This window comes from uncultured Parvimonas sp., assembly GCF_963524015.1.
In the GTDB taxonomy this organism is placed as follows: Bacteria; Bacillota; Clostridia; order Tissierellales; family Peptoniphilaceae; genus Parvimonas.
In genome coordinates, this window is the sequence record NZ_CAURDT010000007.1 from 1 (window position 1) to 26,387 (window position 26,387).

Consider the following 26,387-nt stretch of genomic DNA (forward strand, 5'->3'; position numbering starts at 1 on the left):
CTAGTCCCTTCTTGAGTGCCTTAACATTATATCAGCCTTCCGCCTTTCAGTCAATGTGTTTTTCAATATTTTTCGCTATATATTAAAAATTTTCATTGTTTTAGAAAACATAATTTATATATTTTTTTATTTTATAAAACAAAGAAATCCTAATTTTAATTAGGATTTCTTCTTTATATATCTTCTTTATATATATTATTAGTTTTATAGGATTGAATTTCCAGTTATATTTTTTCCTACCCATGACCTTAAAACATCGATACTAGGGAACATAACTTGACTTGCATATGCATCTCTCATTAGTCTTTCAATATTTCCTTTTTTATTATATGCTTGCCCTCCTCCAATTCTCATTGCTATATTAGCATTTTCGATTGAGTTTTCAGAAGCAATAATTCTTGCAGACATTATTTTTCTAAAGCCGTCTTCTTCTAGTTTTCCAAAAGAATTTACTGCAGATTCTAAAACACCTTTAGCAGAAATTACATTAGTATATAGTTTTGATAAGTGAATTTGAATTGCTTCGATGTCAGCAAGTGAATTTTCTCTATATTTCCTATTTTTAGCATGATTTAATGCTGATTCATAAAGAGAATAACAAACTCCTGAATATACTCCTGCAAGACCAGTCATAAAGTAAATTACATCTAAATTAACTTCATACGGTTGAGGATTAGTTTTTCTACAAATCTTTATTCCGTATTTATTATCTAATTTAATATTTTCCATAATCATAGGACATGAATTATTACCTTTCATTCCTATTCCTTTCCAGTCACTTTCTTTAAAAGATAGTCCTTCTGTTGTTCTTGGAACAAGCCAGTTTTTCATTTCTCCCTTGCTATTTTTTGGAACTGAAATTAAATAGTAATCAGCATAATTAGCTGAAGTAATCATACTTTTAACTCCATTAACAATAGAGTAATCTTCAAATTCTTCTAATTTTATATCTGATTTAAAAACATGTACTCCACTTTCAAACTCACTTCTTGCAAGTGATAACATCTTATTATTTTCTACAACTTCAGAAATGATGAATTTTTTTAATTCTTCATTTGCAAATGTAAGAACAAATTTAAGAGCAACATTATGCATAGTATATCCAAGTCCAACTGTCGCCGTTCCCTCTGCAAATGCTTGAGTAATATAAGCTTGAGCTTCAGGTCCGGCCCCTTCTCCACCGAATTCAACTGGAACTAAAACTTTAAAAAATCCTTCTTCTTTAATTTTATCAAATATTTCTTTTGGAAATTTTCCTTTTTCATCAATTTCTTCAGCTACAGGTTTTATATACTTATCTGAAAATTCTTTTGCCCATTTGTAATAATCTCTCATTTTTACCTCCTAAAATATGATTATTCAGAATATACCCCTAGAAATAAATAATAACATTAAAATTTTTTATGGTGATTTTTAATCATTAATAAAATTTATGGAACTTATTATCAAAAAAGAGCTTAGTTTTTTCTAAGCTCTTTTTTGATATATTATTCTTCATCTTTATCCCAATCAAAAGTTCTCTTTACAGCCTTTTTCCAACCTTTAAGTTTTTTATTTCTGTTTTCTTCACTTAAAACAGGATAAAATGTCTTGTCTTTTTTCCAAATATTCTTTATTTCATCAGTACTTTTCCAAAATCCAACTGCAAGCCCTGCAAGAAATGCACAACCCATAGCTGTTGTTTCTAAGACTTCAGGTCTTGTAACCTCCGCATTTAACATATCAGATTGGAATTGCAACAAAAATCCGTTTGCACTTGCTCCACCATCAACTTTTAAATTTTGTATTTTTATATTTGTATCTTCTTCAATACAATTAAATACATCTACACATTGATAAGCTATAGATTCAAGCATTGCGCGAATTATATGTTCTCTTTTAGTTCCTCTAGTAAGTCCGAATATAGCTCCTTTTGCATTCATATCCCAATAAGGTGCTCCAAGTCCAGTAAATGCTGGAACAATATAAACACCATCAGTATCATCTACCAAATTTGCATATTGTTCAGATAAACTTGCTTCATAAAGTAGTCTTAACTCATCTCTTAGCCATTGTATTCCAGCACCTGCAATAAAGATACTTCCCTCTAAGGCATATGTAACTTCACCATTTAATCCCCAAGCTATTGTAGTAAGGAGTCCGTTTTTAGATTTTAAAACTTCTTTTCCTATATTCATCAAAAGAAAAGCTCCTGTTCCATAAGTTATTTTAGCCTCAGCTTTTTCAAAGCAATTTTGTCCAAAAAGAGCAGATTGTTGATCTCCAATTACAGAAGCTATAGGAATTTTAGCTCCTCCAAAAGTGTATTCATCAGTATATCCATATATTTCGCTTGAGTCTCTAACTTGGGGCAAAATAGATTTTGGAATATTTAAAATTTTTAAAATATCTTCATCCCATTGTAAAGTATTTATATTAAATAACATCGTCCTTGAAGCATTTGAATAGTCAGTTATATGCACTTTACCTCTTGTCAAATTCCAAACTATCCAAGTATCTACAGTTCCGAATAGTAATTCTCCTTTTTCTGCCTTTTCTCTTGCTCCCTCAACATTATCTAATATCCATTTTATTTTTGTGGCGGAAAAATAAGCATCAAGTTTTAGTCCAGTTTTTTCAAAAATCAAACTTTCATAACCATCTTTTCTTATTTGTTCACAAATTTCTGCAGTTCTTCTACATTGCCAAACAATTGCATTATATATTGGCTTTCCTGTAGATTTTTCCCAGATAATTGTAGTTTCCCTTTGGTTTGTAATTCCAATGGCTTTAACTTCATTAGGTCTTACAAAATTCTTTTCTAAAACTTCTCTGCAAACTCCAGATTGAGTCGCCCAAATATCCATTGCATCATGTTCAACCCATCCTGCTTTTGGAAAAATTTGTCTAAATTCCTTTTGTGATATACCCTTTATATTTCCACTATGATCAAATAAAATAGCTCTTGAGCTCGTCGTTCCTTGGTCTAACGCCAAAATATATCCGTCCATAAAAACCTCCTAAGCTCTTATATCCATACTTAATATCCATTTTTTATTCATATTTGAAAGTATTAATTTCAATATGACAAGCAATAATAGTATAGTAATCAATACAATATTTGTGCAATAATCATAAATTACAGGATAAATCAATCTATATATATAAGTTATGAGTATAAGAACTATTGAGTATGCATATTTATAGAAAGCTTTATTGATACCTTTTCCTTTTTTCATAGAGATTTTTTTGTAAATCAAATCTAAAAATGTAGCAAATTCTACAACAAAAGTAATTGCTAAATAAACAACAAGTAGATATAGAATTGTATCTAAGTATATGCTGTCAGTTAACAAACCTGCATAAAAAATCTCATATACAACAAATAGTATAAAAAACACAAGTCCATAAACTATACAACTCATTGTTTTAATCTTAGCTATTTTTTTTCTACTAAATCCATTTATAAAAAGTTGATTGAATATATTTTTTTTCGAGAAAACAAAAGTCAAAAAGCTTGCCGTTAATATTGACATAAACACTTCAGCATTTAAATATATATCAATACTTAAAATTTTTGCAAAAGCTAAAAATACGAGTTCACATATAACAGAAAATACTATTCCAATTAAAAAAGTATCGAATAATAATTTTAAGGTAAATAATAGTCCCTTTCTCAATTTAATGACCTCCTTCAGATGCAGTAATTGCTTCATAAAGTTCCTTCAAAGATACAGTTCTACTCCCATGTTCTTTAATTTCGTCTTCATCTTTTGCTAAAATATAGACATTTTTTAACTTAGAAAAGTTTTTTACATCTCTAACCGCCAAAATATTTTTCTCCTTAGCAATATCATCTATAAATTCAATAGAAACAGAAATAGAATAAACCATTTTTTCAAGATTTTCTCTACTTTCAAAAAGCACTACTTTTTTATCTTTAATAATAATTATATAGTCAAGATAATCAAAAAAATAATTTACATTTTTACTGTGGATAATCGGTGTATAACCCATTCTTTTATAATTGCCCATTAAAATATCACTTAATTTTCTAATATCTAAACTTGAAAGTCCAATTTCCGGCTTATTAAAAAGAAGATACTTTTTTTTCATACATATTGTAACAATAGTCTTAAAGATTGTACAGTTTTGAACATTCTCTTCAACTTTAAACTTCTTATCAAGATCGAGTTTAAAAGATTCACAAAGTTCTAGTGCATAAGCTACGTCAAAATCCGAATTAAAATCTGAAATAGTCTTTAGAATTTGTCTTAGAGTATATCCACTATAAAATTCCATTTTTGGACACATATAAATCAAATCTCTCGCATTTTCAGGTTCTTTTTCGTCAATTAAAACAGTACCATCATCCTTAAAAGTATAGTTGCATAGTATATTAAAAATTGTAGTTCCACCAGAATTGATTCTTCCCAAAATGCCGTACGTTTTTCCCTCTTCAATTTCTAAATTAAAATCATCAATTGCTACAAATTTTCCATAATTTTTCTTTAAATTCTTAATTTCAATCATTTATATTTCCTCTATAATATCTAAAATAATACTCTTAACAACTTTTGCTGACTCTAAAACAAAGGTTTCAAAATCACAATCCGCCTCTTCATTTGCATTGTCGGATATTGAACGTAGAGCCAAATACCTAACATTATTCAAATGACAAGTATGCACAATGGAGCAACTTTCCATTTCACAACAAAGAGAGTTAAAATTTGCTTTTATTCTGTCTTTAATTTCTTTTTTAGCTACAAAAACATCTCCTGTCGCTATAATTCCTTTAAAAATTCTATCTTCAGGTAAAACTTTTTTCGCATTTTCATAAGAAATATCCACTAATTTTTTATCAGCAATAAATTTAACATCACGAAGTGCAGGAATTTGTCCCATCACATAGCCTGCTTCTGTACAGTCAAAATCGTGATAAAAATATTCTGTACCTATAACCAAGTCGCCTATTTTTACATCGTTGTCAGTTGAACCAGCGACTCCTATATTTATAATAATCTCAGGAGAAAAGTTGTCTATCATACTTTGAGTATAAATTGCAGAATTTACTTTTCCAACTCCACAAATCCCAAGTACAACTTCCTTATTAGAAATATTTGCTAGATAAAAGGTAAAACAGCCTCTACTTACTTTTTTTGTTTCAATTTTATCTATAATTTCCATTAGCTCTTCATCAAGAGCACTTATAATCCCTATCATACAACCACCCCTTATATTTTTATATTATAATTATCTTTTTATTTTATATATATTAATTGTATCATACTTTTAGGGATTTAAAAAATTTTTTTGAAACTTTTTATTTTTTTAAATTTTATTTAAGGTTTCTATGGCAAAATATATATATCCTATCCAAAAGAAATAAATATTTTTTAAGATTAGATTTACTTTTAAGCAAATCTAATTCATCATAATCTCCTAATAATCCCCAAAAACAAAATGGAGAATATGAACTTAGGCTAAAAGCCTATTTAGCCATAGCCCTTTTTGATAATTTTTTTAGGCTAAGGCATTTAAATAACAAGTAATATATTTGATTAAAATTAAGTTTACAATTTTAAGTAAATTTAATTTTAATCAAACTTTACTTTTTAAAATGAAAATAGCATAATTTTCTTTTTAATAAATTTTCCTTAAGAATTATGATGTATCAAATTTATCTTTTTTTAATTTAAAGATATTCATTTGAATTGCATCATAATTCTTTTTTTATGGAAATTTAATGATATTTTTATTTAAATTTTTTAAAAAACTTAAGACTTTCTTCTACGGCGATTTACATCGGACATAATTTCAAGAGCCTTATTGTTTCACAATAAAAAAGAAACCACAAAAGTGGTCTCTTTATTTTTCTTTTAATTCCTATTTAATAGGTTCTTTTGCTGTTACTTCAATATCAGAATTGCTAAAGTCTGTACCAGGAGTTATATCATATTTCTTAACTCTGTTATTTACAGCAGTTATGTTCTTTCTAAATAGTGTAGGAATAACTGGTGCATTTTCAAACATATAGTTTGCAAATTCTTTGTATGCTTTAGCTCTGTAATCTTTATCGACAGCTTCATAAGAGTTAATCTTATTTAAAATTGCATCTAATTCAGGAGTTGCATATCTACAGAAGTTGAATTTTGCATTTCTTGCATAGAATCCTGATGGGTTAGGATTTGATCCAGTTCCCCAACCACCCATGTAAACATCAATTTCAGGGTCATCAGCATCTAATTTATCATAGAATGAGTTAAATTCTATAAGTCTTCCGTTAGTAAGTTCAACATCTAATCCAATTTGTTTCCATTGTTGGATATAGTAGTTAGCTATAGGTTCAGCTGTAGCACCACCAGACATTGATGCGAATTTAATCTTTAATGGTTTACCTTCTTTATCTTCTCTTATTCCGTCACCATTAGTATCTTTGTAACCTGCTTCATCAAGAAGTTTCTTAGCTTTTTCTAAATCGTAAGTATAACCTTTTAATGAATCATCATAGTATTCTTTGAATGCTGGAATCATAAGTTGAGTAGCATTTCTTCTTAGACCTTGGTAGAATTTTTCACCAACGGCATTGTTATCAAGGGCATAACCCATTGCTTGACGTAATTTTACATCTGCCATCTTAGCATTAGGATCAGTTACAACTTCTCCTTTTTCTTTATCCCATTTACCAAGTTTAAATCCTAAATAAGTATATCCTAAATCGTCTTGAACACCAATCTTTACATTCTTTAATTCTTTAACTTTTGAATAAAGGTCTGAGTTTAATCCAACTGTTAAGTCATATTCACCAGATTGTAAAGCTGCAACGATTTGTGCTGATGGAACAATTTTCCATATAACTTTTTTAATCTTTGGTTGACCCTTATAGTAATAAGGGTTAGCTTCGAAAACAACTTGTTGTCCTGGAACTATTTCTTTAATATAGTATGGTCCAGGTGATAATGGATTCTTTCTAGTAATGTCATGAGATTCTTGATCCTTAATAGGAATATCTTTTAACTTATGACTTGGAACTGGTTCAAAAGGAATTCCACCACCCCAAAGGATACTTGGAGTAAATTTCTTAAATGTTACTTCAAATTTCTTATCACTAATAGTTTTGAAACCAGAGATTTCTTTACTTTCACCCTTATTGTATTCTTCTATACCTTCTACGTTTCTCATATCTGCATCAAAACGAACGCCTGTATAGTCTTTATTAGCTATAATTTTATAATATTCTAAGAAGTCTGCAGAAGTAACTGGTGTTCCGTCATTCCATGTATATTTTTCATTTATTGTTATAATTGCTTTTCTTTCTTCAGGTTTGAATTCAACGTCAGCACCGCCACCGTTTTTTAATCTGTAGTTTTCATCAATTTTGAATGTACCGCCTGCACAGTAGTTCAAAATTTCCAAATCTGGGTTACCACTTGCAAAAGCTTGGTGGAAAATACCAGTAAATGGTGAGTCACTAATATGTGCAACCTTAAGAGTTGCATCTTCTACTGGAGTTCCTTCATTTTCGATAACCATATTGTCTTGAACCCCTACTTGCTTGTCTTCGTTTTTCTTTTCACCCTTACCGCCACACGCGGAGAATAAAAAAGATGTTGCTAAACATAGAGCAACGATTTTTGATAATTTTTTCATATCCAAATCCCCCTTTATGTATTTACACGACCTATCCATCGTGTAGTAAACGATTAATTACTTTACTAATCGCACACTTCGTTGTGTTAGATAAAAATACAATTTTAAGAAGGGCTTTGCCCTTCTTTTCTTTGTTTTTCTACTTAACTTTATCATATTATACTATATAAAAAAACTTTTTGCAATAGTTTTTTAGCATAAATTGTAGTTTTTTTAAATTTTTAGTTTAATTATTGAACAAATTAGAGTAAATATCTAATAAAAATAGATTTTTTATAAATTTTATTTTTAAATTTTTTGTTGTAAAAACGTATTCTTCGACTTTAAAATTTTATCCCGTTAACATCACAAATAATTTTGCTCATATCAATTTGTTCAAAAAATAAAACATAATTTTTTATAGAATTTTTCGTATAAATTTTATATTATTAAACTGATCTTTCACAAAAAAAAGTGCCAATGATTTCTCATTGACACTTTATACAAGTATTTAAATATTATTTTATAGGTTCAGGTGCTGTTAATTCAACATCAGAAATACTAAAAGTAGTCCCTGGAGTTGTATCCCATTTTTTAACTCTGTTATTTACAGCAACTATTCCTTTTCTAAATAGAGTAGGAACAACTGGTATATTTTCAAACATATAGTTTGCAAATTCTTTGTATGCTTTTGCTCTATATTCTTTATCAACTGCTTCATAAGAGTTAATCTTATCAAATATTGCATCTAATTCAGGTGTTGCAAATCTTGAGAAGTTATATTGAGCTTTTCTTCCGTAAAGACCTGTAGGGTTAGGATTTGATCCAGTTCCCCAAGCAGCTTGATAAATATCAATTTCAGGATCATCAGCTTGAACTTTTTCATAGAATGAGTTAAATTCTATAAGTCTTCCATTAGTAAGTTCAACATCTAAGCCAATTTGTTTCCATTGTTGGATATAGTAGTTAGCAATAGGTTCAGCTGTAGCTCCACCTGACATTGAAGCAAATTTAATCTTAAATGGTTTACCATTTTTATCTTCTCTAATTCCGTCATTGTTTGTATCTTTGTAACCAGCTTCATCAAGAAGTTTTTTAGCTTTTTCTAAATCGTAAGTATAACCTTTTAATGAATCATCATAATATTCTTTAAATGCAGGAATCATAAGTTGAGTTGCATTTCTTCTTAGACCTTGATAGAATTTTTCACCAACTGCATCATTGTCAATTGCATAAGCCATAGCTTGACGTAATTTTACATCTGCCATCTTAGCATTAGGATCAGTTACAACTTCTTTCTTTTCATTGTCCCATTTACCAAGTTTAAATCCAATGTAAGTATAAGATAAGTCATCTTGTACACCAATTTGAACATTCTTTAATGCACTTACTTTACTATAAAGGTCAGCATTTAAACTAACAGTTAAATCATATTCACCTGATTGTAGCGCAGCAACGATTTGAGCTGATGGAACAATTTTCCATATAACTTTTTTAACCTTTGGTTGACCCTTGTAGTAATATGGGTTAGCTTCAAAAACAACTTGTTGTCCTGGAACTATTTCTTTGATATAGTAAGGTCCAGGAGACAATGGGTTCTTTCTAGTGATGTCATGCGCTTCTTGTTCCTTAACAGGAATGTCTTTTAACTTATGACTTGGAACTGGTTCAAAAGGAATTCCACCACCCCAAAGTATACCAGGATTGAATTTTTTAAAGTGAATTTCGAATTTCTTATCACTCAAAGTTTTAAAACCTGAAATTTCCTTACTTTCACCTTTACTATATTCTTCTATACCAACTACATTTCTCATATCATCATCAAAACGAACACCTGTATAGTCTTTATGAGCTATGATTTTATAGTATTCTAAGAAGTCTGCGGAAGTAACAGGAGTACCATCATTCCAAGTATATTTTTCATGTATTGTTATAATAGCTTTCTTTTCTTCTGGTTTAAATTCAATATCTGCACCGCCACCATTTACTAATCTGTAGTTTTCATCAGATTTAAATGTACCATTAGTGGAGTAGGCCATAATTTCTTGATCTGGATTACCACTTGCAAAAGCTTGATGGAAAATTCCAGTAAATGGAGAATCACTTACATAAGCAATTTTAAGTGTTGCATTCTCAACTGGTGTTCCTTCATTTTCAATAACTAACTTATCTTGAACACCAACATCTTTTGTTTTGTCTTTATTGCCAGTCTTACCGCCACATGCAGATAATAAAAATGTGGTTGCTAAACATAGAGCAACAATTTTGGATAATTTTTTCATACTAAAATCCCCCTTTATGTATTTTTTAGACGTACATGTCTCAAATTTAGCGAATATTTTGTTAATGATTCTTCGCTAATCTTGTTATACAAAAGATTATAATTAAGATTACTATCTTAAAATCTTTTCCCTATCTCTATATAACTTTATCATATTATACTATATTTAAAATATTTTTACAATACTTTTTTAAAAAAGTTTGTATATTTTTGTTATTTTTATTTTATTAACTAAACATAATGTAGCAAAACTGTTGTGAAGTTCGCTTACGAAGTCTATTAAAAAATGCAGATTAAGTTAATAATCTGCATTTTTTGTGAAACTACAATGTTACAAGATACCTACCGTTGCGAATCATCATTGAAGGATGGAGTTCTTTTCTATTTAATTTCTTTTAAGTCTGATATTTTATCTAATTTACCTTTAATTAGAGAGTTATCCAGTGAAGTTCTAAATATTTTATCACTTTCAATATTTATTACTTTTCTTGTAGTTTTTTCATTTGGCTTCGATTCATTTATTATAAAACTTTTTTCTTCTCCATTAATCTTGTATTTAACTACAATTTCTCCAGATCTTGGCATTCCTTCAAGAATAACTTTTTTTGCACCAGTAATATTTAAATCTGTCGTCATTGAATTTATATTCACTTCTACAAAGTCTTTAACATTTTTTGCATCAACATTTACCACAGTTTGATTATCATCACCGTTACTAGAAGCAGTTGGCCTTCCTGAAATCAACAACTTTTCAATTTTATCAGTTGTGTAATTTAAAGTTTTTAAAAAAGTATTTGGAATTTCAATTATTTCGTCATTTACGTCTTTAATAGTGAATTCATTAAATTGATTAAGCATGTTCTTAATAGGACTTCCAGAAAATAAATTTTTATCATAGGCACTGTAAGTTAACTCTTTTTTTAATAATTCATTATTTTCACTTCCATTTACTGTTCCCATAATTTCAATAGGATTTTTGACCTCAATAACTATTTTTGTTTTATCTTCTTTCTTAGAAGGGCTTATGAGAGAATATGAAAGTTTATTATAAATTACAGAGTTATTAATCATTTTTGTTAAATAGTTAAAGCTTGAACTTTTTTCGTCATCTATTCTTTTCGTTATGACATCAATTTTATTATTATTTTTTTCATCAAAGTTTGCTTCATTATCAAAATATTTATCTTTATAGGTTGCTGTTATACGATTGTATTCATCTTGACTTTTCTTTATTTCAACATTGTAACCCTCATATTTGCTTAAATCTATATATTTTATTTCTTTTTCAGTTTTTAAGATTTCCTTTGAGCTGTAGGTTAATTTTTTCTCAATTTCTTCATCCACTTTTCTTTGAATTTCACAAAGCATTTTGTAAGAGCCTGTAAAACCAACGGCAATTAAACAAAAAGAAACTATAGCCAATACTTTTATTTTAAAATATTTACCTTTCATATTCGTCCTCCTTTGTTTTTTGTCCATAAACTCTTGAGTACATAAATTTTATTTTAATCCAGTCATTATATTTTAATACTAATCTATATATAGCTAGAGAATAATATTTTATCAAGATACTCATAGCTATGAAAAGTCCTATCGCAAGCATTATCGGAAATATTATCCAAAAGATGTTGAGTGAAAGTGTTGATAATGCAGAAAGAGTGTATGGAGTTAAGAAAATTGCAAGTCCTACTCCAAACAAAGTTATCCCTACAAAGAAAAACCATATTCCACCTAGAATTATTAGGACTATTGCAAAAAGTAGTGAAATGATTATAAGGAAAAACATTCCTTTTGATAAGATGAAAATCAAAACAAGGTTTAGAATAGCCATAATTAAAGCTAAACTAAATCCCATATCCAAAATGTTACTACTTCCTGCAAAGCCTAAAGCAAAGTAGAATAGCATAATTAACATATTTACTAATGTTAGAAACTTCCCTGCCTTCGTTTGAATACCTTTATTTGTTCTAACCAAGAATGACATTGAGATGATGAATATTCCTAGCATTTCTGTAAGAGCAACTAAAAATCTAAATCCTAGAACTAGCTCTATTACTGAAAAAATAGCTAGGAACATAAATGCAAAAATTCCATATTTTTCTACTAATTTATCACATTTATTCTCCATTATTTCGATTTCTCCTCTTGAGCTCTTTTCTGAAAGCCCTTTTTCAAACCAATTATCGAATTTTCTGGTTAAGTTTGTAAAAACTCCTTCTTTTTTTGAAATATTTCTATCTTCAGCTCTAAGTTCTTGAACTATTATTTTAGGAGAACCAAGCTCTAAAATTATCTCTTGCTCAGTTTTTCCATCTAATTTAGCATTTAAAAAATACTCTTCATAGTCTCTTAAAATATCTAAACTTTCCTCTTCTGAGTAATATTGTAAAAGATAATCCTTTAATACATCTAAGTAATCAGCCTTATTCATCTTTTTCACCTCTTTTCAAAATACTGTCCATACCAGTTTTTAGTTTTTCCCATGATTCTACTTGATTTTTATAATGTTCCATTCCAGAAACAGTAATTCTATAGTATTTTCGCGCAGGGCCTTCGTTTGACTCAACTATATAAGTTTCAAAAAAACCCTCTTTACTTAGTCGCCTGAGAATTGGATATATGGTGCCCTCGCTTACTTCAATGGATTTTGAAATGTTTTGAACAATTTCATATCCATACATATCTTTATCCATTAGAAAGCTTAAAACGCAGAGATCCAACAGACCCTTTTTAAATTGAGTATCCATTTTTACCTCCTTTATTGGTTGTTTATTCTATATCGAAATTTATTCGTTTTACTATTTTTATATTATCTTATATATATCATACCACACTACTATATATTACACAATACCTTTTAATACCTTTTTACTAATTTTTTTTAGTTTTTTCTTTATTTACTTTAACTCTTTGTTGATTTTATTTAAAATAAATGTTAGAATTAAATCGTTGCTAAATTATTCTATAAAAGGATATAGTTTAACGTTTTTTCTTAAACAACATTTTTTATATTTTATAATTATTTCTTTTTAACTTAATTTAAGGTTATTGTAATAAAATGGGTATGTTGTTATAAGATGTAAAGTTTATAAATATGTATAAGTCTGTCAAAATGGACAATTTACATTTTAATAAATCTTTGGTTAATATATAATAATCAAGTATAATGGGAGGTGTTATAGTGAAACTTTTTTTCGAATATCCAAATTGCACAACTTGTAAAAGAGCAAAAAAATTCTTAAAGGAAAATGGAATTGATTTTAAGGAAATAAGCCTTAAAGAAGAAACTCCTACTAAGGCTCAAATAAAGGCTGTTCAAGGTAGTATGGGATTAAAGAGACTTTTCAATACGAGTGGTAAAACTTATAGAGATTTAAAATTAAAAGAAAATTTTGATGATCTTTCAGTTGATGAAGCCATTAAATTATTGGTAAAAGATGGTTCTCTTATTAAAAGACCTGTTTTAATTGATGAAGAAAATAAAATTTTCCTTATCGGTTTTAAAGAAAACGACTGGAATGTTTTACTTAAAAAATAATATATAAAGGAGAAAATTATGGATCAACAATATTCTTTAGTTGAAATTTATCCTTCTTATGAAAGTGCTGAATTTCAAAACGATTTCAAAAAAATTGACACTTTGCTTACTGATTTAGGGAAACTTAATTTAGAAGACAATTTAGAAAGTGTTAAGGCAGTTATTAAAATACTTGAAGAAGTTAATACTACAATTTACAGGGTTTTTTCATTTATCGAGCTTAACCAAGCTATAAACACAACTGATGAAAAGACAACTTACTACAGCAATAATTTGAATGCAAAACTTTCAAATTATGCAAAAACTTTTACAAAAGCTGATAAATTCTTAGGTTCTATCACTGTTGATATTACTAAAGATGAATATTTAAAGAACTATGAATTCTTCTTTAAGAATAAAAAAGATGCTTTAAAACATGTTTTGCCTGAAGATATTGAAGAAGTTATCGCAAAAATGAAACTTTCAAGCTCAAATGCTTGGGAATTTATGTTTAATTTCTTGACTTCAAAGGCATCTATAGAGTTTAGAGGCGAGGAAAAGACTTTAAGTGAAATTAGAAACTTAGCTTATTCTCCAGATGCAAATACAAGAAAAGAAGCTTTTTACAGTGAATTGAAACTTTACGACAGCATAAAAGATTCAATCGCATTTTCTTTAAATAATATTAAACAAGAAGTTAATACAACTTCAAAGATGAGAGGTTTTGAAACTGCTCTTGATGAATCTTTAGAAAATGCAAGATTAAAGAGAGAAACTTTGACCGCTCTTTGGTCAAGTATTGACGACTACCTACCACATTTTAGAAGATATTTTAAGCATAAAGCTAAACTTCTAGGATATGAAGGTGGTTTAAAATTCTACGACTTATTTGCAAGTATTGGAGAGAGTGATAGAACTTTCACAGTTGAAGAAGCTCAAGAATTTTTATTGAAACATTTTGCAACATTTTCAGACGATATGGTAAAAATGGTTAAAGAGGCATTTGATAAAAATTATATTGACTACTTCCCTAAAAAAGGAAAAGTTGGTGGAGCTTTCTGTAGCAATCTTCCATTTATTAAACAATCAAGAGTTATGATGAACTTTGACGGAAGCCTTTCTTCTGTTTTAACTCTTGCGCATGAATTAGGACATGCATATCATGGACTTCATGTTGAAAATCATCTACCTTTAAATTGGGATTATCCAATGCCAGTTGCTGAAACAGCTTCAATTTTCAATGAAAATTTAATTATGTCCGCAGCATTAAATGAAGCATCAGAAAAAGATAAAATTACTTTGATGGAATCTCAAATCTCTGACTGTGCTCAAATTACTGTTGATATCTATTCAAGGTTTTTATTTGAAAAAGAAGTTTTTGAAAGAAAACTTGACCACTTTATGATGACTGAAGAATTAGAAGAAATTATGAGAAATGCTCAAAAAGATACTTATGGAGATGGACTTGATCCTGAAACTTACCATCCATTTATGTGGGCTTGTAAACCACATTACTATTCAGCAGGTTTCTCATTCTATAACTACCCTTACTCATTTGGCGGACTTTTCTCAAGAGGCCTTTATGCAATTTACAAAGAAAATCCTAATGGCTTTGTAGAAAAATATCAAGAACTTTTAGAAGCAACTACAACCAATACTTGTGAAGATGTTGCAAAAGTTATGAATATTGATTTAACTAAAAAAGATTTCTGGTTAAAATCCCTTGAAAGCATAAAAGAAGAAATTGACGAATTTATAGAATTGACAAGTAAATAATTAAAATATTAATGGCGATTTTTTAATCGCCATTTTTTGTTTTAAATTTTGTTATATTCAATCATAATATCCTTTTTTAAATAAAGTATTGACTTCATTGTTTTATTGTGATAAGCTATAAATGATAGAAGAGTTTAGTTAAAAAAAGTTTTAAATGAATAAAGGAGTTGCTTTATGAAATTTAGAAAATTATTTGTTTGTTTATTTTCTTTTTCCCTTTTTCTAACTTCCTGCTCACCTACACCAAAGGATAAATCCAATGTTGAAAATAAGGAAGAAGTTAAAAACAAAGAAGATGCTGAAAAGGAAACTGTAGATAAAATATCTTTTGAAAAAGAGATAAAAAAAGTAGAACTTCCACAAAAAATTTCTCATTTGCGTTTTTTAAATTATAATCCGGAAAATAATAAATTATATTTTAATTATACAATTGAAAATAAGTTAGTTTATGCATCTAAAAATTTAAAAGATGGAACTATTGATATAATTTATGAAATTAAAGGTAAAGAAAAGGAAAATATGTTCGACATTGCAATAGATGGTATTATTGATGAAAAATTATTCATAGTAAAGGTCAATCACAAAAATATTGAAAATAAAGAGAAAGATAATGAAGAGACTCTTTTTGAATACAATTTTATCGTTGTAGACAAAAACAAAAATATTCAAAAATATTTTAATGAAGATGAAGATTCAATGTCAGGTGATAATCAAACATATGCAATAATCCCATCAGTTAGTGTTGATGGTCATAATTTAATTTTAACTTGTGAAAATATGATTAATAAAGATATACTAAAAAGCTATCTACTAAAATTCAATATTGACGATGGACAATTAACTTTACTTAAAGAAGAAGAATTAAGTATCAAAAATGATAAGTATAATGGTAAGTATATTATGTTTGCTGGTAGTTTTGAAAACAATCTGTATTACCAAGTGGTAACTTATAATAACGAAGATAGCCTTGCAGAAGGATCTTCAGATATTTTCAAATATATATCTACAGAAGAATCTAAAAAAATTTTAGAATTAAATAAGATAAATGCTCCAACAGAAGTAAAAAACAGAAAAGCTGCTTTCGTTTCAGGAGATAATAAGTTATTATTTATAAGTGAATTTTTAATGGTTGAATCTACTTACAATACCGGTAAAGTTTTCAATTTAGAAACTATGTCAAGTACAGAAATTCCAAATATCGAAAGTCCATATGATATTACTGATATCTATAGAATAAAAGATTTATATATATTAAACAACAATAGGAGTATATATGCTTATAATAGCGATGTAAAATTGTTACTTCAAATAAATTATCAATACAAAGAAAAAATTATATCTAAAATGGCAGTTACGAACGATATTATTTCTTATTTATTTAGTGATAATTTAGAATCAAAAGAAGCAGAACTTCATATTATTAAACTCAAAGAAAAATAAAATTAAAAAGCAAATAATCATTGATAAATGGCGATTAAAAATCGCCATTTTTTTGTCTAAAATTAGTTGGATTTGTTTAAACTACTCTCAATTTAAAGCATTGACTTTAGATTATTGCTATGTTATGATATTCATAGTTACCAAAACGCGTAATTACTGATGTTTTGGTAAATTTTCTAAACTATATGAACGGCGGTGCTTTATGAAATTTAAGAAATTATTTATTTGTATATTAGCATTTTCTTTACTTTTGACTTCTTGTACAAGTAAATCAAAGAATAATTCAAATTCCAAAAACACTAAAGAAACGAAAAAAGAGAGTATTGAGAATGCAAGTTTCGATGAAGAGATAAAAAAGGTTGAAATTCCAAAGAATGCAACTGAATTTAAATTTTTAAATTATAATGCAGAGAATAATAAACTCTATTTTAGATATACGAGTAATGGTAATATAGTCTACGCTTCTAAAAATATAAAAGATGATATTACAGATATAATTTATGAAATTAAAGGAAATGAAAAGACAAATATGTATGCCATTGCAAGAGATGGTGTTATTGATGAAACACTATTTATAGTTAAGGTCAATGACAAAAATGTTGCAAAAGGTGAAAATAAATTTTCTAATGTATATGAGTATAATTATATTGTTATTGATAAAAATAAAAATGTGCAAAAATACTTTAATGAAGATAAAGCTGAGATATCTGGCGATTATCAAGTATATAACAAAATGCCAACAGTTACGATTGATGGACGTAATTTGATTTTAACTTGCGAAAATACCATTGATAATAATATTATAAAGTCATATATTCTTCAATTTAATATTGACGGTGCAAGTTTGAGATTACTTGAAGAAAAAGAGTTAAAGACAGAAAATAAGAAACTAAATGGAAGTTATATTAAGTTTGCTGGTGGTCTTGGAAATGAAATATATTACCAAGTGTTGAATTATCAAAATGATGATAAGATGGAAGAAGGTTCTTCAGATATTTATAAGCGTACTTCCCCTAGTGAGTTTAAAAAAGTTTTAGAATTAGATAGAATAAAGAGTCCTCAAAACGCTAAAAATGGAAAAGCTTTATTCGTTTCAGGAGATGACAAGCTATTATTTACAAGTGGCTATGTGCTTGATGATTCAAAATACAATACAGGCAAAGTATTCAATCTATCAAATATGCAAAGTACAGATATTCCTGATGTAACAAATGGAATGGATATTGTAGATGCTTATAAAATCAACGATTTGTATTTGCTAGATAATACTTATACTGCTTACGTTTACAATAGTGACGGGAAATTATTACTTAAAAAGACATATAGAGATAAAGAAAAGTCTATTTCAAAAATAGAAGTTACAAATAACTCTATTTCCTACATAGTTAGGGAAAATGAGGATTCAAAGGAAGCAGAACTTCATATTCTTAAACTTAAAGGAAAATAGAATTTACAAGAAAATATTATTGATAAACGGCGATTTTTTTAATCGCCTTTTTTATGTCTAAAAACATTATAAATATATTTTTTCTTTTTTTATCTAAAGCGTTGACTTTATCGATTTATTATGTTAGTATAATTATAGAGTGATATTAGTAGGAGGGCTTATGAACAGAAAAACAATAAAGGGACTTCTTTTAATTTGGTTATTATTAATACTGTATATAACAAATATTTTGGTGTATATCCCATTTTGTGGACATTATTTAGATTTTGAATATACATTTCTAATATATCTTTCAATGTTAATTACGATATTAATTTTATACTATGAGGTATCTAAGAAAAAATAAAAATAAAGGACATTCGTTTGAATGTCCTTTTAAATTTAAATATTAGTTTTTCTTTGCAATTCCTGGTGTAGTCATTGAGAATACATCTAAGATATTGTCAATTTCTTCTTCAGTCATAATTTTTTCTGAAATTAAAACTGCTTTTACAGGTAAATTTTGTTCAATAGCCTTATGAATTACTTCAACTGATTTTTCGTATCCAATATGTGGAGCAAAAGCAGTTACGATTCCATAACTATTATGAACCATATTTTTAGTTCTTTCTGCATTTGCAGTAATTCCTAAGATACAGTTATGAACAAATGTACTTGCTGCTCTACCAATTGTTTCAACTGATTCAAATAAGTTATAGAAAATAACTGGTTCAAAAGCATTAAGTTCAAGTTGTCCTGCTTCTGCAGCCATTGTAACTGCAAAGTCATTTCCTGCACAGTTGAAAGCAACTTGAGAAACAACTTCAGGAATTACAGGATTTACTTTTCCTGGCATGATTGAACTTCCAGCTTGTCTTGCAGGTAAATTGATTTCTGCAAAACCACAAGTTGGACCTGAAGACATAAGTCTTAAGTCATTAGCGATTTTAGACATACTGATTGCACAACTCTTTACAAGACCTGAAACATGAACAAAAACATCAATGTTTTGTGTTCCGTCAATTAAGTCTTCTGCTTGAACTAATTCCATATCTGTAACTTGAGCAAGATTTTTTACAATCTTATCCATATAACTTACATCAGCATTAAGTCCTGTTCCAATTGCAGTTGCACCCATGTTTACTGTTTTTAAAACTGTACATGCTGTTTTAAATAATTTAATATTTCTAGAAATTCCTGTTGCATAGGCTCTGAATTCTTGTCCAAGTCTAATAGGAATAGCATCTTGCATTTGAGTTCTTCCCATTTTAATAACATCATCAAATTCTTCAGCTTTTACAAGTAAAGCACTTTCTAATTCTTTTAAACTTTCAATTGTTTCGCCTAAAAGTCTGATAAGAGCGATTTTACCACTTGTTGGATAAACGTCATTTGTAGATTGTCCCATATTTACATCATCGTTAGGATGAATTATTGAATAATCTCCAAGTTTTCCACCTAAATGTTCAATAGCGATATTTGCAATTACTTCATTTGCATTCATATTATGGCTTGTTCCTGCGCCCCCTTGAATTGGGTCAACAATAAATTGATCTAAATATCTTCCCCAGATAATTTCATCACAAGCATAAACTATTGCATCCTTTTTCTTTTCGCTTAAAACTCCCGCTTCAAAGTTTGTAATAGCACAAGCTTTCTTAATTTCAGCAACTGATTTAATCATTTCAGGATTTGTTTTTCTTCTTGTAATCTTGAAATTTTCTGTTGCTCTTTGAGTGTGAATTCCATAATAAGCATTTTCTGGAATTAAGCTTTCTCCAATACAATCGTGTTCAACTCTGTATCCTTGTTTTGCTTCCATAGTATCTTCTTACTCTCCTTTATATAAATTATATTTTAAACCATTTTTTTAGGGTCAACAATTTCATCGAATTCTGACTCTGTTAAATAACCGAAATGTAAAACTGCTTTTTTTAATGTTGTATTTTCCTTAAAGGCATATTTTGCACATTGACTCGCCTTATCATATCCAATATATGGATTAAGTGAAGTTACTAGCATTAAAGATTCATTCAAATATTTATTTACAACTTCTTTATTTACTTTTATTCCTCTTACACAGTTCTTAACAAAAGATTCCATTGCATCTGAAAGTAAATTTACAGATTCAACAAAACTGTGAATAATAATAGGCATATACACATTAAGCTCAAAATTTCCTTGAGATGCACAAAAACTTATTGTAGTATCATTTCCTAAAACTCTTGCACAAACCATTGTCAAAGCTTCTATTTGAGTAGGATTTACCTTACCAGGCATAATTGAACTTCCAGGTTCATTTGCAGGAATTTCAATTTCTGAAAAGCCGCAACGTGGTCCACAAGCTAAAAATCTTATATCATTTCCAATCTTAATTAAATCCATTGCAAGTGCCTTGATGGCTCCGTGAGAAACTACAACAGCATCTTTCATTGTCAATGAATGGAAGAAATTTTCAGCAGGTTTGAAGTCCTTGCCTGTAATTTTTGAAACATATTTTGCAACAATATTCTTAAAGTTTTCTTTGGTATTAATTCCTGTACCAACTGCAGTTGCTCCAAGTGAAATTTCTAAAAGACCTTTTCTAGTAAATTCAATATATTCCAGACATTTTTCAATAGAATTTCTATAACCACTAAACTCTTGAGAAATCTTAATAGGTACAGCATCTTGTAGATGAGTTCTACCAATTTTGATAATATTGCTATTTGCATCTTCAAAAGCTTTGAAAGCTGAAATCAAAGTTTTCATTGACGGAATAAGCTTTCTGTCAATAACATCCAAACAAGCAATATGTAAAGCTGTTGGAAAAGTATCGTTTGAACTTTGAGATTTGTTCACATCATCATTTGGGTGAATTAAAGTTTTACCCACCTTTTGATTTGCATAATTTGCAATTACTTCGTTCAAATTCATATTAGTTTGAGTACCGCTTCCTGTTTGAAAAACTACAAGTGGAAAATGTTCATCAAGATTTCCACTATAAATTTCCTGAACAGCATTTTCTATTGCAGAAAATTTTTCCTTGTTTAAATCCCCAAGCTCATAATTAGCCATAGCACAAGCATACTTAACAGTAGCCATAGCTCTTATAACTTCAGTTGGCATTTTGTAATTTCCAATTTTGAAATTTTCAAAACTTCTCTGTGTAGTAGCTCCCCAAAGCTTATCACTTTCTACCTTTATTTCTCCAATAGAGTCTTTATAAACCTTATAACTCATTAGAACCCTCCTATATTTAATCATTTTTTATCTTTTGAAAATAAAGTTAATTTATTTTTATTAAATATTTATTAAAAATGGACAAAAAAAATTAATCCTTTTAATTAAAATTAGTTTTTTAAAAATATATAATTTTAAAACCTATTTCATCATACTTTTCCTTAAACTTTCTATCCTAAATGGAAAGTATGATATATCATAATCTTCTTTTTGATTATTTTTTTGAAGATTATGATGCAATAAATATGTCTTTACACCTTGTGGTAAAGACAATTATACCATAATTCCTTTTTGATTATTTTTTATGGTAATTATGGTGAAATTAATAGTCTTTACAAAAAGTTTTCTTCACTATTAATTAAAATTAGGTTCTCAATAAACTTATCTAAATTGGAACCCTAATTTCATCATACTTTTCCCTAAACTTTCTATCCTAACTGAAAAGTATGATATATCATAATCTTCTTTTTAATTATTTTTTAATTATTTTTTAATTAAGATTATGATGCAATAAATATGTCTTTACACCTTGTGGTAAAGACAATTATACCATAATTCCTTTTTGATTATTTTTTATGGTAATTATGGTGAAATTAATAGTCTTTACAAAAAGTTTTCTTCACTATTCTATTAATTATAATTAGGTTCACAATAAACTTATCTAAATTGGAAACCTAATTTCATCATACTTCTCCCTAAACTTTTTATCCTAAATGGAAAGTATGATATATCATAATCTTCTTTTTAATTATTTTTTAATGAAGATTATGATGAAATTAATATAGTTTTACCATTATGCGTAAAACTATATTAATTATAACACAAAAATAACAAAATGTTTAACATTTTGTTCATTTTTTGTTAGTTATTTATTAAATAACAATTTATTGTTATAGTTTACAACTGCTTCATATTCATATACTCAAATTAATTTACAATTATTAAAACTTATTTCCTTCAGAAATACTATTGCTTGTAGAAAAGTAAAAACATTAGATTTCTCCACTACACTCCGCTCTGCTACGTTTCGGTCGAAATGACGCATAAGGAGAAATCTTCGTTTAGTAAAAAGACGTTAGAAGTAAATAAACTTCAACATTTATTTTCAATTTAAAATAAAAAAATCTAAAATTTTATAATGCTTTTATCTTTTATTAAGTAAAAAAGTAATAACCCTATTATTTCATAGTTAATAATTCACGTCATAACACTTTGCAAAGAAATGCCCCAAACACGTCATCTCGACTGAAATGAGTGAAACGAATGGAGTGAATCTAGCCCTAACTTAGATTATTTACTTGTAAATAATCTATAGTAGGTCTGACGCAAAGATTGTTCAAATCTTTGATTTGAGTACAATCGACTGCAGAGATCTCATACTTTTGCTTTAGCAAAAGTAAATGTATCGTAGATACATCATTAAATTTATTTTATTTCTTTCAGAAATATTATTGCTTGTAAACAAGCAAAGTTAGGGCTAGATTCATTTCGCTTCGCTACAGTCGAAATGACGCATAAGAGAAATTCCTTAGTTTAAGGGCTAGACGTTAATAGTAAATTAACTTCAAAAATTATTTATGATTTATAAATATTCTATATTTTAAAAAACTTTTATTATAATTAATAAGCAGTCTTATAACCAAAATTGAATACAAGACAAAAGCAATTATAAAACGAATTTATAATTGCTTTTAATATTCTAAAATTTCCATTGCCTTTAAATATTTATTTCTTCTATTAATATCTTTTTCTGTTATAGTTTTTAATCTTTTTAAGTTTGAATTATGCCTTAAATCTGACAATTTTACAGCCAAAGCTATTTTATTGGTCTTTACTCTATTTATATAGTCAAAATACTCCTCGTCAGCATTATGTGTTAAAAGTAAAATGGCTTCCATTTGCTCTTTATCTAAAAATTTAAAATCCTCTATACTATACAATTCACTATCTTCAAGTACATCATGTAATAAAGCTACAGTTTTTGCTCTAACTCCATTAACTCCCAATGCAACATTTATCGGATGAAAAATATAACATCTACCCGCTTTATCTTTCTGTCTGATATGTGCTCTTAACATAATAACAAATGCTTTAAATAATTTAAACATAATTCCTCCTTTATAAAAAACAATACAATATTTCTATACCCTTTTTAAAGTCATAAGCATAAATATTAAATCTTATTTATTTAAGAAATACTATTAATAATAAATAAAAGAATTAGTCAATCTTTATGACATACCTGCTTTTGACTGTTTAGTTTATTCTATGGTATAATGAATTTATAATTTTTTAGGAGGAAATAATGAAAAAAAATATAACAATTTTATTAGTTGGTTTATCTTTAGTGGTTGTTTTTGGAATCTACTATTATTCAAGTAAAAAAGATTCTTCATCAAAAAAACAAGATACAAAGGTAACAACCGAACAAAATACTCAAGAAAAGAAAGAAACAGAAAAACAGATAGATAATTATAAAAAAGAGAAGGATGAAAAAAGAGAAAAGCAAAAAATAGAAGATGAAAGAATTGAGAAAGAAAATAGAGAGGCTGTAAAAAAAGCAACTGCAAATGGAAATATTCCTCAAGAGTACAAAGAAGCTCTAAAAAAAGCTCAACATTACTCTCATTATATGTATAGATCTAAAAAATGGATATATTATCAACTTAGTTCTACAAATAAAGACGAATTAGTCAATGGAGATGGCTTTAGCAAAGAAGCAGCACAATATGCGGTTGATAATTTAAATGTTGATTTTAAAGAACAAGCTGTAAAAAAAATTGATGGATATAAGAATTTTGATTTGAAGCAGATTAGAGATTTTATGATTGATGTTGAACTATTTAGTGAGGAAGAAACGGAGTACGCAATTAAACATTTAAAAAAATAATTTAGATAAAAAAAAGCAATAGAACTATTACCTTGATAGAGTGAATTATCACTCTATTTTTTATTATAATTTTGTATGCTACTTGTATGCTACTAGTAAGTTTTTATACATTTTTTAGCTTTTTAAAATAATTTAAGCAATAAAAAAGTGTTGGAAAATACGTATTTTCCAACACTCCAAATTTCTTTGTCTTATCTCTTTGAGAATTGTGGGCTTCTTCTTGCCTTTTTAAGACCATATTTCTTTCTTTCTTTCTTACGAGGGTCTCTTGTTAAGAAACCAGCTCTTTTTAATACAGGTCTTAATTCAGCAGAAACTTCCAATAATGCTCTTGCAATACCATGTCTGATTGCTCCAGCTTGTCCTGTAAATCCGCCACCTTTAACATTTACATAAACGTCGAATTTACCAAGACTTTCTGTTATTTCTAAAGGTGCTTTTGCAGTAACCTTTAAAGTATCATAATCAAAATATTCATCTATATCTTTTTTATTAATAACAAATTTTCCATTTCCAGGTGTTAAGAAAACTCTAGCTACTGAAGTTTTTCTTCTTCCTGTTCCTATATATTGAGTTGCCATATATGTTAATCTCCTTTCTATTCCTATTCACTTAATGTTAAAACTTCAGGTTGTTGTGCTTCGTGATTGTGTTCAGGACCTGCATAAACCTTTAATTTCTTGAACATTTGTCTTCCTAAAGTATTCTTTGGAAGCATTCCCTTAACAGCTAATTCAATAACTTTTTCAGGTTTAGTTTGTAACATTTTTTCATAAGAAATAGCTTTTAAACCATTTGAATATCCAGTATAGTATCTATGTTCTTTTTGTTGTAATTTCTTACCAGTTAATTTAACTTTTTCAGCATTAACAACAATAACATAATCTCCCATATCGAATGATGGTTGGAATCTAACATTTTTCTTTCCTCTTAAGATTGAAGCAACTTCAGTTGCAAGTCTACCTAAAACAACGTCTTTTGCATCAACTACATACCATTTACGATTTACATCGCAAGGTTTTGCTACGTAACTTTTCATTTCATTCCTCCTTAATTCTTTTTACAATATTGGGTTATTTAGACATCGCTACCCAGCGATTTTGTAGGCGAGGACTTATTAATCGCAACCTCGACTGCTATGCGATCGATATTGTAAAAAGACAAGGCTTTTTAAATATCATATATCCAAAAGTGATACCTGAGTATTATATCATAAATATATACTAATTGCAATACTTTTAAAGATTTTTTTATAATTCTTTTAAAACTTTTGATGTTAAATCTGGATAATTTCCAATTAGAGCATCTACTCCCATTTCAACTAGATACTTCATTGCTTTTTCATCATTTACTGTCCAAGTATTTATTTCAAGACCCATCTTTTTAAATTCTTCTACCCAAGATGGCTTTTGTAAAAGCATATAATATCCCGGATGAACAGCTTCGTGCTTAATACCTCTCATATATTCAACTGTATTCATCATTGGACTTTCAAAGAGAAGTCCTGTCTTAAAAGTAGGATCAATTTGTTTGCAAAGTTCCATTGACTCATGATTAAATGAGGATAAAATTACATTATCCTTAAGTCCAAACTCTTTTACCATTTTAATAACAGCTTCTTCAAGTCCATAGTAAAAAACATAGTTATTTTTAAGCTCTAAATTTACAAAAAGTTTATTATCCTTTACAATTTGTAAAAGCTCATCTAAAAATATAATTTTTTCTCCTAAAAACTCGCTTCCTTTATGTGAGCCAAATTCCATTTGCAAAAGCTCTTTTGAAGTCAAGTCCTTTATAAAACCACTTCCATTTGAACAAGTTCTGTCAACAGTATCATCGTGAATTATTACAAGTTTTTTATCCTTTGTCATATGGACATCAGTTTCAAAACCGTCACAATCAGAATGTTCAATAGCCTTTAAAAAGGCAATTTTTGTATTTTCAGGATATTTTCCGGAAAATCCCCTATGGGCTAAATTTAATATTTTTTTCATAATATCTCCTTAATTTCTACTTAAAATATATTTAAGTATATCACTTTTAAAAAATTTACTCAATAAGATTTTATGTTTAATGGATTACCAAAGGGGTAAAAAATTAAAGTATATAAATACAAAATATTTTTATTCGCTAGGGGTGCTACTAAGCTGAGAAATACCCTTTGTACCTGATTCAGTTAATACTGACGTAGGGAAGTTGAATAGTCTTTTTTTGTGGACTTTCTAGT

Annotated in this window: 22 protein-coding genes and 1 riboswitch; of the genes, 6 read left to right on the plus strand and 16 right to left on the minus strand. The window is 28.1% G+C overall.

Going from position 1 to position 26,387, the window contains the following annotated elements:
* Nucleotides 1-204 precede the first annotated feature (204 nt).
* From RWJ08_RS06515 to RWJ08_RS06560, 10 genes are all read right to left on the minus strand, one after another.
* Nucleotides 205-1,335: an acyl-CoA dehydrogenase family protein gene (locus RWJ08_RS06515; protein ID WP_313961496.1), complete on the minus strand. Its 1,131-nt coding sequence runs from the start codon at nt 1,333-1,335 to the stop codon at nt 205-207.
* 152 nt (nt 1,336-1,487) lie between these two features.
* The gene (gene glpK, locus RWJ08_RS06520) at nt 1,488-2,990 is read right to left on the minus strand and encodes a glycerol kinase GlpK (protein ID WP_313961497.1); all 1,503 of its coding nucleotides are present in this window, start codon (nt 2,988-2,990) and stop codon (nt 1,488-1,490) included.
* Between the two features lie 9 nt (nt 2,991-2,999).
* Nucleotides 3,000-3,659 (minus strand): hypothetical protein, encoded by a 660-nt coding sequence (locus RWJ08_RS06525; RefSeq protein WP_313961498.1) that lies wholly within the window; start codon nt 3,657-3,659, stop codon nt 3,000-3,002.
* Nucleotide 3,660: 1 nt separating this feature from the next.
* Nucleotides 3,661-4,512 carry an ATP-binding cassette domain-containing protein gene (locus tag RWJ08_RS06530; protein ID WP_009354977.1) on the minus strand — a complete coding sequence of 284 codons (852 nt, stop codon included), beginning with the start codon at nt 4,510-4,512 and terminating at the stop codon, nt 3,661-3,663.
* The gene (locus RWJ08_RS06535; RefSeq protein ID WP_313961499.1) at nt 4,513-5,202 is read right to left on the minus strand and encodes a 5'-methylthioadenosine/adenosylhomocysteine nucleosidase; all 690 of its coding nucleotides are present in this window, start codon (nt 5,200-5,202) and stop codon (nt 4,513-4,515) included.
* Nucleotides 5,203-5,865: 663 nt separating this feature from the next.
* Nucleotides 5,866-7,629: an oligopeptide ABC transporter substrate-binding protein gene (locus RWJ08_RS06540; protein WP_313961500.1), complete on the minus strand. Its 1,764-nt coding sequence runs from the start codon at nt 7,627-7,629 to the stop codon at nt 5,866-5,868.
* A gap of 497 nt (nt 7,630-8,126) precedes the next feature.
* Nucleotides 8,127-9,890: an oligopeptide ABC transporter substrate-binding protein gene (locus RWJ08_RS06545; protein WP_313961501.1), complete on the minus strand. Its 1,764-nt coding sequence runs from the start codon at nt 9,888-9,890 to the stop codon at nt 8,127-8,129.
* A gap of 380 nt (nt 9,891-10,270) precedes the next feature.
* Complete coding sequence (locus RWJ08_RS06550; protein WP_313961502.1) at nt 10,271-11,341, minus strand: hypothetical protein; 1,071 nt, start codon at nt 11,339-11,341, stop codon at nt 10,271-10,273.
* On the minus strand, nt 11,331-12,320 hold the full coding sequence (locus RWJ08_RS06555) for an HAAS signaling domain-containing protein (protein WP_313961503.1): 990 nt from the start codon (nt 12,318-12,320) through the stop codon (nt 11,331-11,333). Before RWJ08_RS06555 ends, RWJ08_RS06550 begins: the two co-directional genes overlap by 11 nt.
* Entirely contained in the window at nt 12,313-12,636 is a 324-nt protein-coding gene (locus RWJ08_RS06560) for a PadR family transcriptional regulator (protein ID WP_293439880.1), read from the minus strand. Before RWJ08_RS06560 ends, RWJ08_RS06555 begins: the two co-directional genes overlap by 8 nt.
* 434 nt (nt 12,637-13,070) lie before the next feature.
* Between RWJ08_RS06560 and RWJ08_RS06565 the strand changes: the two genes are divergently transcribed.
* The 5 genes from RWJ08_RS06565 to RWJ08_RS06585 all read left to right on the plus strand — a co-directional run bounded on the left by RWJ08_RS06565 (nt 13,071) and on the right by RWJ08_RS06585 (nt 18,415).
* On the plus strand, nt 13,071-13,427 hold the full coding sequence (locus RWJ08_RS06565; RefSeq protein ID WP_009354935.1) for a Spx/MgsR family RNA polymerase-binding regulatory protein: 357 nt from the start codon (nt 13,071-13,073) through the stop codon (nt 13,425-13,427).
* Between the two features lie 18 nt (nt 13,428-13,445).
* Entirely contained in the window at nt 13,446-15,182 is a 1,737-nt protein-coding gene (locus RWJ08_RS06570) for a M3 family oligoendopeptidase (RefSeq protein WP_313961504.1), read from the plus strand.
* A 174-nt stretch (nt 15,183-15,356) separates the two neighbouring features.
* Nucleotides 15,357-16,622: a hypothetical protein gene (locus tag RWJ08_RS06575; RefSeq protein ID WP_313961505.1), complete on the plus strand. Its 1,266-nt coding sequence runs from the start codon at nt 15,357-15,359 to the stop codon at nt 16,620-16,622.
* Between the two features lie 202 nt (nt 16,623-16,824).
* Nucleotides 16,825-18,069, plus strand: a complete 1,245-nt coding sequence (locus RWJ08_RS06580; protein ID WP_313961506.1) for a hypothetical protein — start codon at nt 16,825-16,827, stop codon at nt 18,067-18,069.
* A 160-nt stretch (nt 18,070-18,229) separates the two neighbouring features.
* Nucleotides 18,230-18,415, plus strand: a complete 186-nt coding sequence (locus tag RWJ08_RS06585) for a hypothetical protein (protein WP_313961507.1) — start codon at nt 18,230-18,232, stop codon at nt 18,413-18,415.
* 42 nt (nt 18,416-18,457) lie between these two features.
* On the opposite strand, the gene RWJ08_RS06590 is transcribed toward RWJ08_RS06585, so the two are convergent.
* The 3 genes from RWJ08_RS06590 to RWJ08_RS06600 all read right to left on the minus strand — a co-directional run bounded on the left by RWJ08_RS06590 (nt 18,458) and on the right by RWJ08_RS06600 (nt 23,378).
* Complete coding sequence (locus RWJ08_RS06590) at nt 18,458-19,870, minus strand: aspartate ammonia-lyase (protein ID WP_009354392.1); 1,413 nt, start codon at nt 19,868-19,870, stop codon at nt 18,458-18,460.
* A 35-nt stretch (nt 19,871-19,905) separates the two neighbouring features.
* Complete coding sequence (fumC, locus tag RWJ08_RS06595) at nt 19,906-21,270, minus strand: class II fumarate hydratase (protein WP_009354721.1); 1,365 nt, start codon at nt 21,268-21,270, stop codon at nt 19,906-19,908.
* Nucleotides 21,271-22,961: 1,691 nt separating this feature from the next.
* On the minus strand, nt 22,962-23,378 hold the full coding sequence (locus RWJ08_RS06600) for a hypothetical protein (RefSeq protein ID WP_009354952.1): 417 nt from the start codon (nt 23,376-23,378) through the stop codon (nt 22,962-22,964).
* 197 nt (nt 23,379-23,575) lie between these two features.
* Here RWJ08_RS06600 and RWJ08_RS06605 point away from each other — a divergent pair, with 197 nt between their 5' ends.
* Nucleotides 23,576-24,160, plus strand: a complete 585-nt coding sequence (locus RWJ08_RS06605; RefSeq protein ID WP_313961508.1) for an Ltp family lipoprotein — start codon at nt 23,576-23,578, stop codon at nt 24,158-24,160.
* A gap of 191 nt (nt 24,161-24,351) precedes the next feature.
* Here the strand turns inward: RWJ08_RS06605 and rpsI are convergent, their stop codons facing one another.
* The 3 genes from rpsI to RWJ08_RS06620 all read right to left on the minus strand — a co-directional run bounded on the left by rpsI (nt 24,352) and on the right by RWJ08_RS06620 (nt 26,154).
* Nucleotides 24,352-24,741 carry a 30S ribosomal protein S9 gene (gene rpsI / locus RWJ08_RS06610; RefSeq protein ID WP_313961509.1) on the minus strand — a complete coding sequence of 130 codons (390 nt, stop codon included), beginning with the start codon at nt 24,739-24,741 and terminating at the stop codon, nt 24,352-24,354.
* A gap of 23 nt (nt 24,742-24,764) precedes the next feature.
* Nucleotides 24,765-25,199: a 50S ribosomal protein L13 gene (gene rplM / locus RWJ08_RS06615; protein ID WP_009354317.1), complete on the minus strand. Its 435-nt coding sequence runs from the start codon at nt 25,197-25,199 to the stop codon at nt 24,765-24,767.
* Nucleotides 25,200-25,410: 211 nt separating this feature from the next.
* Nucleotides 25,411-26,154, minus strand: coding sequence for a glycerophosphodiester phosphodiesterase (locus tag RWJ08_RS06620; protein ID WP_313961510.1), 744 nt, complete (start codon nt 26,152-26,154; stop codon nt 25,411-25,413).
* Nucleotides 26,155-26,282: 128 nt separating this feature from the next.
* Nucleotides 26,283-26,371, plus strand: a riboswitch (TPP riboswitch).
* Nucleotides 26,372-26,387: the final 16 nt, after the last annotated feature.

Coding starts and splice junctions, on each gene's coding strand:
- fumC (WP_009354721.1), bottom strand. CDS start 21,270: ATGAGTTATAAGGTTTATAAAGACTCTATTGGAGAAATAAAGGTAGAA.
- RWJ08_RS06575 (WP_313961505.1), top strand. CDS start 15,357: ATGAAATTTAGAAAATTATTTGTTTGTTTATTTTCTTTTTCCCTTTTT.
- RWJ08_RS06600 (WP_009354952.1), bottom strand. CDS start 23,378: ATGTTTAAATTATTTAAAGCATTTGTTATTATGTTAAGAGCACATATC.
- RWJ08_RS06605 (WP_313961508.1), top strand. CDS start 23,576: ATGAAAAAAAATATAACAATTTTATTAGTTGGTTTATCTTTAGTGGTT.
- glpK (WP_313961497.1), bottom strand. CDS start 2,990: ATGGACGGATATATTTTGGCGTTAGACCAAGGAACGACGAGCTCAAGA.
- RWJ08_RS06555 (WP_313961503.1), bottom strand. CDS start 12,320: ATGAATAAGGCTGATTACTTAGATGTATTAAAGGATTATCTTTTACAA.
- rpsI (WP_313961509.1), bottom strand. CDS start 24,741: ATGGCAACTCAATATATAGGAACAGGAAGAAGAAAAACTTCAGTAGCT.
- RWJ08_RS06580 (WP_313961506.1), top strand. CDS start 16,825: ATGAAATTTAAGAAATTATTTATTTGTATATTAGCATTTTCTTTACTT.
- RWJ08_RS06585 (WP_313961507.1), top strand. CDS start 18,230: ATGAACAGAAAAACAATAAAGGGACTTCTTTTAATTTGGTTATTATTA.
- RWJ08_RS06620 (WP_313961510.1), bottom strand. CDS start 26,154: ATGAAAAAAATATTAAATTTAGCCCATAGGGGATTTTCCGGAAAATAT.
- RWJ08_RS06540 (WP_313961500.1), bottom strand. CDS start 7,629: ATGAAAAAATTATCAAAAATCGTTGCTCTATGTTTAGCAACATCTTTT.
- RWJ08_RS06545 (WP_313961501.1), bottom strand. CDS start 9,890: ATGAAAAAATTATCCAAAATTGTTGCTCTATGTTTAGCAACCACATTT.
- rplM (WP_009354317.1), bottom strand. CDS start 25,199: ATGAAAAGTTACGTAGCAAAACCTTGCGATGTAAATCGTAAATGGTAT.
- RWJ08_RS06560 (WP_293439880.1), bottom strand. CDS start 12,636: ATGGATACTCAATTTAAAAAGGGTCTGTTGGATCTCTGCGTTTTAAGC.
- RWJ08_RS06570 (WP_313961504.1), top strand. CDS start 13,446: ATGGATCAACAATATTCTTTAGTTGAAATTTATCCTTCTTATGAAAGT.
- RWJ08_RS06530 (WP_009354977.1), bottom strand. CDS start 4,512: ATGATTGAAATTAAGAATTTAAAGAAAAATTATGGAAAATTTGTAGCA.
- RWJ08_RS06550 (WP_313961502.1), bottom strand. CDS start 11,341: ATGAAAGGTAAATATTTTAAAATAAAAGTATTGGCTATAGTTTCTTTT.
- RWJ08_RS06535 (WP_313961499.1), bottom strand. CDS start 5,202: ATGATAGGGATTATAAGTGCTCTTGATGAAGAGCTAATGGAAATTATA.
- RWJ08_RS06515 (WP_313961496.1), bottom strand. CDS start 1,335: ATGAGAGATTATTACAAATGGGCAAAAGAATTTTCAGATAAGTATATA.
- RWJ08_RS06590 (WP_009354392.1), bottom strand. CDS start 19,870: ATGGAAGCAAAACAAGGATACAGAGTTGAACACGATTGTATTGGAGAA.